The following is a 12,221-nucleotide window of genomic DNA, read 5'->3' on the forward strand; positions in this document are numbered from 1 at the left end:
CGGCATATTGATCTGATTTAATATTCTAAAAAACTGTCTACAACCACGATTTTGATCGAAGTCGCGGAAATTAGGTATTTTTCCTAACAGCGCGTTGGCGCCGAACCCCGATAACGCAGGGCCGGCGCGGTTTACAGCGCTCAGCCTTCGTGCTGGGTGTGCACCATGTAGTTCACGTCAACGTTGCGCCCAAGCTTGAAATGATCGGTGATCGGGTTGTAATGCAGGCCGATCATGTGCTTTTCGCGCAGCGGCGTGCCGTCGACCCAGCCGATCAATTCGGAAGGGCGAATAAACTTCTTATGATCGTGGGTGCCCTGCGGCACCATCTTCAGCACGTACTCCGCGCCGATCACCGCCATCAGCCAGGCTTTGGTGTTGCGGTTGATGGTGGAGAAGAACACGTGGCCGCCCGGTTTCACCAGTTGGGCGCAGGCGCGCACCACCGAGGCCGGATCCGGCACGTGCTCCAGCATCTCCATGCAGGTGACCACGTCGTAGCGCTGCGGGTTGGCCTGAGCGTGGCTTTCCACCGTCTCCTGCACATAGGTGACGTCCATGCCGCTTTCCAGCGCGTGCAGCCGGGCGACCTGCAGCGGCTCCGCGCCCATGTCCAGCCCGGTTACCTTGGCGCCTTCGCGCGCCATGCTCTCCGCCAGAATGCCGCCGCCGCAGCCCACGTCGAGCACCTGCTTGTCAAAAATGCCGCCGGCGCGCTGCATGATGTAGTTCAGGCGCAGCGGGTTGATGCGGTGCAGCGGTTTGAACTCGCCTTCCAGATCCCACCAGCGGGAGGCGACGGCCTCGAACTTGGCGATTTCCTGGTGGTCAACGTTTTGCACTCGGCTGGATGATTCTGCGTTCATGGGCTTGTCTGGCTCCTTGTTCTCGTTGCGCGGATTATACATGTTCCGGCGCGGCATCGTCTGTGCCGATGCGTTTTTAGCGCACTTATCTGCACAATTTCCGTGAAACAGCGGCGGTTATTTTCCCGTAAAGCGTGCTTTGTGATATAGTTTTACACCTTTGCCACTATGGCAGCGGGCAGATGAATCATTAGTAGAGGGATAGCAGCTCCATGAGCGACCTTGCCAGAGAAATCACACCGGTAAACATCGAAGACGAGTTGAAAAACTCGTATCTGGACTATGCGATGTCCGTTATTGTCGGACGTGCGCTGCCAGATGTTCGTGATGGACTGAAGCCGGTTCACCGCCGCGTTCTGTACGCGATGAGCGTATTGGGTAACGACTGGAATAAACCATACAAGAAATCGGCCCGTGTCGTCGGGGACGTGATCGGTAAATATCACCCGCACGGTGACAGCGCGGTTTACGACACTATCGTGCGTATGGCTCAGCCGTTTTCACTGCGCTACATGCTGGTGGACGGCCAGGGTAACTTCGGTTCCGTCGACGGCGACTCCGCGGCGGCGATGCGTTATACCGAAGTGCGCATGTCCAAGATTGCTCACGAACTGTTGGCGGATCTGGAAAAAGAAACCGTCGACTTCGTGCCTAACTATGATGGCACCGAGCAGATCCCGGCCGTCATGCCGACCAAGATCCCGAACCTGCTGGTCAACGGCTCGTCGGGCATCGCCGTGGGCATGGCCACAAATATTCCGCCGCACAACCTGGCGGAAGTCGTCAACGGCTGCCTGGCCTATATCGACGATGAAAACATCAGCATCGAAGGGCTGATGGAACACATCCCAGGGCCGGACTTCCCGACGGCGGCGATCATCAACGGACGTCGCGGCATTGAAGAGGCCTACCGCACCGGGCGCGGCAAAGTCTACCTGCGCGCGCGCGCGGAAGTGGAAGCCGACGCCAAAACCGGGCGCGAAACCATCATCGTTCACGAGATCCCGTATCAGGTGAACAAGGCGCGTCTGATCGAAAAGATCGCCGAGCTGGTGAAAGAAAAACGCGTGGAAGGTATCAGCGCGCTGCGTGACGAGTCCGATAAAGACGGCATGCGCATCGTGATCGAAGTCAAACGCGACGCGGTTGGCGAAGTGGTGCTGAACAACCTGTATGCGCTGACGCAGCTGCAGGTTACCTTCGGCATCAACATGGTCGCGCTGCATCAGGGGCAGCCTAAGCTGCTGAACCTGAAAGATATCCTCGAAGCCTTCGTGCGTCACCGCCGCGAAGTGGTCACCCGCCGCACCATCTTCGAACTGCGCAAGGCCCGTGACCGCGCCCATATCCTGGAAGCGCTGGCTATCGCGTTGGCTAACATCGATCCGATCATCGAGCTGATTCGCCGTGCGCCGACCCCGGCGGAAGCGAAAGTCGCGCTGGTGGCGCAGCCGTGGGATCTGGGCAACGTCAGCGCCATGCTGGAACGCGCCGGTGACGACGCCGCTCGCCCTGAGTGGCTGGAGCCGGAGTTCGGCATCCGCGACGGCAAATACTACCTGACCGAGCAGCAGGCTCAGGCGATTCTGGATCTGCGCCTGCAGAAACTGACCGGCCTGGAGCACGAGAAGCTGCTGGACGAATATAAAGAACTGCTCAACTTTATCGCCGAGCTGATCTTTATTCTGGAAAGCCCAGAGCGCCTGATGGAAGTGATCCGCGAAGAGCTGGTGGCGGTCAAAGAGCTGTACAACGACGGCCGTCGCACCGAGATCACCGCCAATACTTCCGACATCAACATCGAAGACCTGATCAACCAGGAAGATGTGGTGGTGACCCTGTCTCACCAGGGTTACGTGAAGTATCAGCCGCTGTCCGACTATGAAGCGCAGCGCCGCGGCGGCAAAGGCAAGTCCGCCGCGCGTATTAAAGAAGAAGACTTTATCGATCGCCTGCTGGTGGCCAACACCCACGATACGATCCTGTGCTTCTCCAGCCGTGGCCGCCTGTATTGGATGAAGGTGTACCAACTGCCTGAAGCCAGCCGTGGCGCGCGCGGTCGCCCAATCGTCAACCTGCTGCCGCTGGAAGCCGACGAGCGTATCACCGCCATTCTGCCGGTGCGCGAGTATGAAGAAGGGCGCCACGTGTTCATGGCCACCGCCAGCGGTACCGTGAAGAAAACCGCGCTGACCGAGTTCAGCCGCCCACGCAGCGCCGGCATCATCGCCGTCAACCTCAACGAGGGCGACGAGCTGATCGGCGTCGATCTGACCGACGGCAGCAACGAAGTGATGCTGTTCTCCGCCAACGGTAAAGTGGTGCGCTTCCCGGAAACGCAGGTGCGTTCGATGGGCCGTACCGCAACCGGCGTGCGCGGCATCAACCTCGGCGAAGGCGACAGCGTGATCTCCCTGATCGTGCCGCGCGGCGAGGGTGACATCCTGACCGTGACGCAAAACGGCTTCGGTAAACGCACCGCGGTGACCGAATATCCGACCAAGTCACGCGCCACCCAGGGGGTTATCTCCATCAAGGTGAGCGAGCGTAACGGCCAGGTGGTCGGCGCCGTACAGGTGGAAACCAGCGACCAGATCATGATGATCACCGATGCCGGCACGCTGGTGCGTACCCGCGTTTCGGAAGTCAGCGTGGTCGGTCGTAACACCCAGGGCGTGACGCTGATCCGCACGGCGGAAGACGAAAACGTCGTCGGTCTGCAGCGCGTGGCCGAACCGGTGGAAGACGAAGAGCTGGACAGCCTGGAACCGGGCGCGGAAGCGGTGGAAGAAGACACCACGCCGCTGGACGATGGCGACGACGCGGCTGAGCCGATGGACGACGACAACGTTTAAGCAAGGTGAGGGCGTCGGCATGCCGACACCGTAATGCACTGAGACGAAAGGGCCTGGCAGCGATGCTAGGCCCTTTTTCAGTTATATGGTTTAATTGGCGCACCGAGCCGCCGGCCGCCGCGCCGGCGACAACGCGCGCCGCCACTGACTTTCGTATGGTATCCGATTGAAATACTTAGCCTCTTTTCGAACTACGCTGAAGATATCCCGCTATCTGTTCCGGGTACTGGCGATTTTGCTGTGGTCGTTGGGGGCGCTGCTCACCACCTTTTATATTCTGAATATCCTGCATCAGAAAGAATCTGACATCCGGCAGGAGTACAACCTCAACTTCGATCAGGCGCAGGGCTACATCCGTCACTCCGCCGACATCATCCGCGACATCAAGTATATGGCGGAGAATCGCCTCAACGGTTCGGTCAGCAGCCTGGACATGTTCAGCGGCGTGTTTCCCGGCAAAGGCAGCCCGCCGCAATTCTTTCCGCTGTATCCGGAGTCCAACTGCACGCTGAGCACCACCTACCGCAGTTCGCTCGATTCGCTGAGTGGCCTGATCCAGTACTGGAAAGAGAACTTCGTGGCGGCCTACGATCTTAACCGGGTGTTCTTCATCGGCGGCGACAGCCTGTGCATGGCGGAATTCGGCGGCGGCAACGCGAGCGCCAATCGGGAAAACGTGCTGAAGTCCCTGCATGAGCGCATTCTGAAATACCGCAACGCCAAGAATCTGGACAAAGACAACAACCTGTATTGGATCAGCCCCAGTGCGCAGCGGCCCGACATCGGTTATCTGTATGTGCTGACGCCTCTCTATATCGGTAATAAGCTGGAGGCGCTGCTGGGCATCGAGCAAACCGTCCGGCTGGAAGATTTCGTCACCGCCGGCAGCCTGCCGATCGGCGTCACGCTGCTGGATGAGAATAACGAGCCGGTGCTGCGCCTGGCGGACGGCGATCGCTATGCCGCCTCACTGAACCACTATCCCGCAGATCATGCCTACTTCGGCTATGTCGACAATTACCGCGACCTGATCCTGAAGAAAGCGTTGCCGCCTTCGTCATTGAGCATCGTTTATGCGCTGCCGGTGAAAAGCGTGGTGGAACGCTTCAAGATGCTGATCCTCAACGCGTTGTTGCTGAACCTGTTATCGGCTATCGTGCTGTTCACGCTGGCCTGGCTGTTTGAGCGCAAGATGTTCTTGCCGGCGGAGGAGAACGCCTTCCGTCTGGAAGAACACGAGCAGTTCAACCGCAAGATTGTCGCCTCGGCGCCGGTGGGCATCTGCATCCTGCGTATCAGCGACGGCACCAATATCCTGAGTAACGAACTGGCGCACAACTACATCAACCTGTTGACCCACGAAGATCGCGATCGCATTACGCGCATCATTTGCGAACAGCAGGCGAATTTCGTCGATGTGATGACCAGCAATAATAACAACCTGCAGATCAGCTTTGTCCACTCGCGCTACCGCAACGAAGAAGTGGCGATCTGCGTACTGGTGGACGTCAGCGCGCGCGTGAAGATGGAAGAGTCGCTGCAGGAGATGGCGGCGGCGGCGGAGCAGGCCAGCCAGTCCAAATCGATGTTCCTGGCTACCGTCAGCCATGAGTTGCGCACGCCGCTGTACGGCATTATCGGCAACCTCGATTTGCTGCAGACCAAGGCGCTGCCGCAAGGGGTCGATCGGCTGGTCAATGCGATGAATAACTCTTCCGGCCTGCTGCTGAAAATCATCAGCGATATTCTCGATTTCTCCAAAATCGAGTCCGAGCAGCTGAAGATTGAACCGCGCGAGTTCTCCTGCCTGGAGGTGATCACTCATATCGCCGGCAACTATTTGCCGCTGGTGGTGAAGAAACGTCTGGGACTGTACTGCTTTATCGAACAGAACGTGCCGGAGCGCATTTTCGGCGATCCGGTGCGGCTGCAGCAGGTGCTCTCCAACCTGGTGAACAACGCCATCAAGTTCACCGATACCGGCTGTATCGTGCTGCAGGTCTGCACCCGCGGCAGTTACCTGGAGTTCAGCGTGCGCGATACCGGCGTCGGTATCCCGGAGAAGGAAATCTCGCGCCTGTTCGATCCGTTCTTCCAGGTGGGAACCGGCGTGCAGCGCCACTTCCAGGGAACCGGTTTGGGGCTGGCGATCTGCGAGAAGTTGGTCAACCTGATGGACGGTGACGTCTCCGTCGAGTCCGAGCCGGGGCTGGGTAGCTTGTTCAGCATTCGCATTCCATTGTTTAACGCCCAGTTCCCGATCCCGCAGGCCAGCGATACCTGGCAGGGCCGGCGGCTGTGGCTGGATATCCGCAATCAGCGCCTGGAAAGTTACCTGATGGCGATTCTGGGCGGCTACGGCGCCGATATCCAGCGCTATGACGGGCAGGATACCGCCGCCGGCGAGGTGATGCTCAGCGATTACCCGCTGATGCTGAACACGCCGCTGCTGGCTCAGATCCAGTTCTCCACCGAACATATCGGTCCATCGCAGGAAACCCGGCCGGGCTATTGGATGCACAGCACCTCTACGCCGCGTGAAACGCTGACCTTAATCAACCGGTTGTTCGGCGTCGGCAACGGCGCGGCAGAGGCGCTGGTACAGCTGCCGGTGCCCGCCAAGGCCAGTGCGGCGGACAACGGCGATATCTATCTGCTGGTGGTTGACGATCATCCGATCAACCGTCGCCTGCTTTCCGATCAGCTGGGGTCGCTGGGGTATCAGGTGGTGACCGCCAACGACGGCGTCGACGCGCTCGGCGTGCTGAAACAGCACCACGTCGATATTGTGCTGACCGACGTCAATATGCCGAACATGGACGGCTATCGTCTGACGCAGGCCTTGCGGCAGATGCAGTTCAGCGCGCCGGTGATCGGCGTGACGGCGAACGCGTTGGCGGAAGAGAAACAGCGCTGCCTCGAGGCGGGCATGGATAATTGCCTGTCGAAGCCGGTTACGCTGGAGACGCTGGAGCAGACGCTGGCTTATTACAGCCAGCAGGTACGCTACAACCGCAGCGAGGTCTGAAAAGCAAACAGGCACGGCGGATGCCGTGCCTGTTTGGCGTTAACCTGCCGTGAGGCGGGCTTTAGTCTTTGTCCAACGGCGTCATGCTGACGGACGAGAGGTAGTTGAGCAGGGCAATGTCGTTTTCGACGCCCAGCTTCATCATCGCCGATTTCTTCTGGCTGCTGATGGTTTTGATGCTGCGGTTGAGTTTCTTGGCGATTTCGGTCACCAGGAAACCTTCGGCAAACAGACGCAGCACTTCACTCTCTTTCGGCGACAGGCGTTTGTCGCCATAGCCGCTGGCGCTGATCTTCTCCAGCAGTTTGGAGACGCTTTCCGGCGTGAACTTCTTGCCTTTTTGCAGGGCGGCCAGCGCCTTCGGCAGATCGGTCGGCGCGCCTTGTTTCAGCACGATGCCTTCGATATCCAGATCCAATACCGCGCTCAGGATCGCCGGGTTGTTGTTCATGGTCAGCACGATGATCGACAACTGCGGATAATGACGCTTGATGTATTTAATCAGCGTGATGCCGTCGCCATATTTGTCACCCGGCATCGACAGATCGGTGATCAGCACGTTGGCGTCCAGCTTGGACAGATTGTTGATCAGTGCGGTTGAGTCTTCGAACTCCCCAACGACATTCACCCATTCAATTTGCTCAAGTGACTTCCGGATGCCAAACAGTACGATAGGATGGTCATCAGCAATAATTACGTTCAGGTTATTCATGTTGTTGGCTACCTTGCTTCAGCAGTCTGCTGACGAAAAAATCAATCTGACTGATGTTATTCTCGATCTCGGGCGCATCACCTTCTGCGATGCGCTGTTCTAACGATTCGCACAGCTGCTTGCCGGGAAGCAGATTTAACATGGCAAACACGCCTTTCAAGCGGTGTGCGGTTTGTGACAGCGCATTGAAATCACTGCTGCCCGCCTCAGTATACAGTTTTTTGACATCGTCGGGTACTGTATCGACAAACAGCCCATAGTAATCACTTGATTTCAATTGTTTTTCATAGAGTTGGATATCTTCTGAGCTCAATGAAAGCGGGCTTTCTTCCTGTTCCAGCGCGGCCATTTGCTGTTCGATCAGCATCAGCACGGCGTCGATTAATGCGCCGTTCAGATTATAGTTCACCCGAATGTAGCGTTTATCCAGCGCTTGCCAGCCCGGCTCATCGGTCGCCAGCAACAGGGTGTAATCATCGGCGCGCTGCGGGTTATCGGTCAGCAGCACGTCATAATCGCGATTGACCGCGCGATCTTCGGCGACGAGGCAGTCGGCGCCATAGGCCTGCAGCAGACGGGTCACGATGCCGCGCACTTCATCTGACGTGATGTCCAGCAGGGCGGTGACGCCGTCGAGCAGCTTTTCCTGCTCCTGCGGCTCTTTTTTCTCCATCTCCATGGCGACGCGGATGGTGTAGCGAGTGCCGATATCCACCTTGCTGCGAATGTCCAACTGGCCGTTAAGCTTCTTGCACAGCTGATTGCACAGGAAGAAAGTGAGGCCGGAACCGTGGTTGAAGCGATCCACCAGCGTCTGGCTGAGGAACGGATAGTTAAGGTTGCTGATCTCTTCGTTGGAGATGCCGGAGCCGGTGTCGTTGATTTGGAAAATCAGGCGGTCAGGGTGCTCGGGCTCATGGTCGATAACCAGAGAAACCTTGCCGCAGGCGGTGGTGATAATGGCGTAATGCACCAGCAGCGAGATCACCTTGCGCAGCGCGTTGGCGTCGCCGATATAGTTCTGCTCGACGTCCAGCTGGAAATGCTTGAACAGCGCCAGCCCCTTCTGATTAAGGGCAGGCAGGGCCTCAAGCAGCAACTCGTCGATCATCGCCGTCGGGTTGAACGGTTCGCGCGTGGGTTGCCAGTCCTGGGTTTCCAGCCGGGTCAGCAGGGTGATGTTATCGATCAACTCCAGCACCGAAGCCGACGCCGCCGTCAGCTGGCCCAGCAGCGCCTGCTGTTGTTCCTCATCAGGCTGGTTGCGCAGGCTGTCGACCAGATCGTGCATCTGGCGCACCGGCTGATTCAGTTCGATGCCAAGATTGTGCAGCATAAGCTTGCGCGCCTGAACGTTTTTGTCGTATTCGCGCCGCGCCTGCTGCAGCCGCTTGTTCACCATCACCTCTTTATCCTGATCGTGCATCAGGAACAGGTAGGTGTCCGGCGACAGCTGGCTGCGGAAAATGCGGATTTCATACACCTCGTTGTTGACCGTCGCCTGGATCACCCCGTGATGCTGTTCGGCCATATGGGCGATCTTTTGCAGGCTGAGGTGCGGCAGCAGGTGCTCGGCGATTTTGTTGCTGGCGATCACCGTATTGTTGGCGAAGCTGTAGACCAGCAGGCCGGAGGGCAGGCTGGAGACGATCTCCTGATTCAGCGCGCGCTCGGCCTCCAGCTCTACCGCCATGTTTTCGCTCGGGCGAATGTACTGGCGGCGGATAAAGTAGATGCTCAGCATCGACAGCGCCAGCAGCAGCAAGTTGACTGCGATCAGCCAAATATTGTTGCGCAGCAGATCGATGGCCAGATTGATGGCCGAAACGCGATACATCACCTTCAGCGGCGCATTGGGCAGAGCGGCGCTGAACTCCACCCAGCCGCCGCTCATCGTTGCATGGGTACCAAGGACGGTTTCCGCCGGGATGGCGCTATCGTCGAGATCGACATCGTCCGGCAGCAGCAGGAAATTGGCGCGGGCCAGATTGGCCGGAATGATGTCGTTGATTGGCAAATCGAAGGCGATCACCGTCGCCAGATGCCCCGGCTGATTGAAAGTGGTGCGAATCGAGAACGAATAGGCGTTCTGGAAGCGCTGCTTGCGCAGGTCGGAAAAACTCTCGCGTTCGTCGAGCATATTGGCCTGTTGCAGCATCTCGGCGCGGCGTTCGTCCGCCGAGGTGGTCAGGTAGCTTTCCCGAAAGCGCGAAGCCAGCTCTTTGAGCGGCTGGGTGGTGATCAGGCTGAGGCTATTGTCCTGACCATTGAGGTAATACATGGCGTAGTTCTCGGTCTTGGCGCCCCAGCGGGTGTCCAGGTAGTCCGAGATGTTGGCGATCATCGCCAGCGTGTTTTCGTCATGGCTGCCGAAGATCACCGCGTCGGTTTTCTTGTGCGGTTTCTCGACATAATAGACATCGGGCCGCAGGCGGGTTTCCTGCAAACCGGGATCGACATTCTGCGCCGGCGCATTGCCGAATTTGTCATAGACCTGATAGGTCATATAGCGGTAGGCATCGATACGCTTTTGCAGCGAACCGGCGATGCTGTTCAGCGTGTACTTCTTTTCCGCCAGCCAGGCGTTGGTGTAGTTGTAGCCATACAGGCCGATGCCGATCGTCAGCAGCACGATAAACAGCAGGAAGCAGCGGGTAATGTTGCTGGAGCTTATAGTCAATTGTTTATTTTGCATAGTGGCTGCGCATTCCTGAATCAGCGAGTGACGGCCCTGGCGCTGGCGGCCACCGCCAACAGCAGAGCGGCTACGCAAGCGAAGGCCACCGTCAGGCTGGAAAACTGAGCGATGAAGCCGATCAGCGCCGGGCCGGCCAGAATACCGGCATAGCCGACGGTGGTGACGGAAGCGATCGCCAAGTTGGCCGGCATGTCGCGCTGGTTGCCTGCGGCGCTGAACAGGATCGGCACGACGTTCGAGGCGCCCAGGCCGACCAGCATGAAACCGACCAGCGAAACGGTAGCGTGATTGAAGGCGATGGCCAGGCTCAGGCCGAGAGCGGCACACAGGCTGCCCAGCAGCAGCACCCGGTAGCGGCCCAGCGAGTTAACCACCCGATCGCCATTGAGCCGGCCAAGCGTCATGGTGATGGAAAACAGCGCATAGCCTAGACCGGCCTGGCTGTGTTCGACGCCGCGCAATGTGGTGAGAAACAGCGCGCTCCAGTCGAGCATCGATCCTTCCGCCAAAAACATGATAAAGCACAAAATGCCGATGAACATCACCCAGCCGCGCGGCAAGACGAACATCGGCCCGCCGTCATCGGCGCCGCTCTCACGCAGCAGATGGCGGCTGGCCAGCGTCAGCAGCGCGATCACCGCCAGCACGGTGAGCAGGGTGGATTGCAGCGGCGTCAGCCCCAGCCACAGCAGCGCGCTGACGCCGCCGGCGCCGGCAATGCCGCCGATGCTGAAGAAACCGTGAAAACCGGACATCATCGCCTTGCCGCTGGCGCGTTCGACGATCACCGCCTGCACGTTCATCGCTACGTCGATCATGCCGATCGCCGCGCCGAACAGCAGCAGCGCCGCGGCCATGCCGCCGAGGGAGTCCATCAGCGCCAACAGCGGCAGATCGATGCACAACCCGAGCCCGGCCATCAGGATCACCGCACGGCAACCCAGTTTGCCGGTCAGGAAACCGGTCAGCGGCATCGCCAACATGGAGCCGGCGCCGATACAGAGCAGCAACAGGCCGAGCGAGCCGTCATCGATACCGATGCGCGCTTTGGCGAAGGGGACCAGCGGCGCCCAGGCGGCCATGCCGAGACCGGCGACGAAAAAGGCCAGGCGGGTGGCGATCTGTTGAGGAACGCCGGGCGTTTGCTGTTCATTGCACAAGGTGGCTGTCATGTAAGCGTCAGGATCTTGGGTCAAAAGAATGGTGAAAGTTACTGACAGTTTTTATCACAATCCGCGATCCGGGTCGAAAATATTCGTGCCTGACACATCCCTGGCGCCGCCTCTGCGCACCAGCCACAGCGCGATAGCCTGGACAATATAGTCCTTTTGCTGTTCGTCCAGCGCGACGCCCTGCGGTATGCCGTGCCACTTTTCCAGACAGCCGCGGCAGCAGGTGGCAGTGGCGTGCTGGGCGACGAACACCGGGTGGCCACGCATCGGGGTTTGCTTGCCGTCGTTTTTAGGGTGGGCGGCGGCCAGGCGGCGGTCGATAAAATCGCGGGCATGGCTGAGGATCAGCGGCAATCCCTTACCCTCGAGATAAGTCTGGTCCTTGGCATTTAAACGGAAGCGAGCGCGGAAGGGGGAACTTTGCAGCCGCCGCCACAGCACGTCGGGTTGAAAGGGCATCATGAATTTTACTCGCTGAAGGTGCGCTTTTTTCAGATTACCAGAACTGAATCTCTGCGGCTAATTGTGCCTGCGGCGGGAAATAATCGATGAGATAAAGCACGAAATGAAAAGCAAGTTCAATTTGTAGACTAAAATAAGGAAAAAGATTAGCAATTAGTGCGAAAGTAAATTAATGAAACTATATCATTAGGTTATTTATTTGCGTGCTATTTGTACGGGCCGAAATTGTGAGGAGAGTAGGGAGGAAAATAAAAAACCGGCCAGAAGCCGGTTAAAGGAATGCAGAAATTATCTTCGGATAATGAAGGTAATAATGAAAATAATGATGATAGCGAGGTGATTATAGCGGCTGCGCATGGTTCGCGTTTTGGCACAATGTGCTTATTGCTTCGCTCAATTGTATGGTTGGCTTTTTTTTCTTAAAGATA

The 12,221-nt window shown here is 58.1% G+C and carries 7 protein-coding genes; 2 read left to right on the plus strand and 5 right to left on the minus strand.

Going from position 1 to position 12,221, the window contains the following annotated elements:
* Positions 1–140: 140 nt before the first annotated feature.
* The gene (gene ubiG / locus ACJ8QF_RS10195) at positions 141–866 is read right to left on the minus strand and encodes a bifunctional 2-polyprenyl-6-hydroxyphenol methylase/3-demethylubiquinol 3-O-methyltransferase UbiG (protein ID WP_004935909.1); all 726 of its coding nucleotides are present in this window, start codon (positions 864–866) and stop codon (positions 141–143) included.
* A gap of 212 nt (positions 867–1,078) precedes the next feature.
* On the opposite strand from ubiG, the gene gyrA reads away from it, so the two are divergent.
* Both gyrA and rcsC read left to right on the plus strand, forming a co-directional pair.
* A complete protein-coding gene (gene gyrA / locus ACJ8QF_RS10200; protein WP_004935906.1) occupies positions 1,079–3,721 on the plus strand; it encodes a DNA topoisomerase (ATP-hydrolyzing) subunit A in 2,643 nt (880 codons plus the stop codon).
* A gap of 166 nt (positions 3,722–3,887) precedes the next feature.
* Positions 3,888–6,749: a two-component system sensor histidine kinase RcsC gene (rcsC, locus tag ACJ8QF_RS10205; RefSeq protein ID WP_049189220.1), complete on the plus strand. Its 2,862-nt coding sequence runs from the start codon at positions 3,888–3,890 to the stop codon at positions 6,747–6,749.
* Positions 6,750–6,810: 61 nt separating this feature from the next.
* On the opposite strand, the gene rcsB is transcribed toward rcsC, so the two are convergent.
* Genes rcsB through ACJ8QF_RS10225 form a run of 4 tightly spaced genes read right to left on the minus strand, consistent with a single transcriptional unit; the run spans position 6,811 to position 11,793 of the window.
* A complete protein-coding gene (rcsB, locus tag ACJ8QF_RS10210) occupies positions 6,811–7,461 on the minus strand; it encodes a response regulator transcription factor RcsB (RefSeq protein WP_004935900.1) in 651 nt (216 codons plus the stop codon).
* Positions 7,454–10,156 carry a phosphotransferase RcsD gene (gene rcsD / locus ACJ8QF_RS10215; RefSeq protein WP_442537493.1) on the minus strand — a complete coding sequence of 901 codons (2,703 nt, stop codon included), beginning with the start codon at positions 10,154–10,156 and terminating at the stop codon, positions 7,454–7,456. The genes rcsB and rcsD overlap by 8 nt, the downstream gene beginning before the upstream one ends.
* A 20-nt stretch (positions 10,157–10,176) precedes the next feature.
* Positions 10,177–11,331, minus strand: a complete 1,155-nt coding sequence (locus ACJ8QF_RS10220; RefSeq protein ID WP_031300733.1) for an MFS transporter — start codon at positions 11,329–11,331, stop codon at positions 10,177–10,179.
* Between the two features lie 54 nt (positions 11,332–11,385).
* Positions 11,386–11,793 (minus strand): DUF4186 domain-containing protein, encoded by a 408-nt coding sequence (locus ACJ8QF_RS10225; RefSeq protein WP_015378553.1) that lies wholly within the window; start codon positions 11,791–11,793, stop codon positions 11,386–11,388.
* Between the last annotated feature and the right edge of the window lie 428 nt (positions 11,794–12,221).

Source organism: Serratia sp. CY81684, assembly GCF_052166595.1.
Taxonomy (GTDB): Bacteria; Pseudomonadota; Gammaproteobacteria; order Enterobacterales; family Enterobacteriaceae; genus Serratia; species Serratia nematodiphila.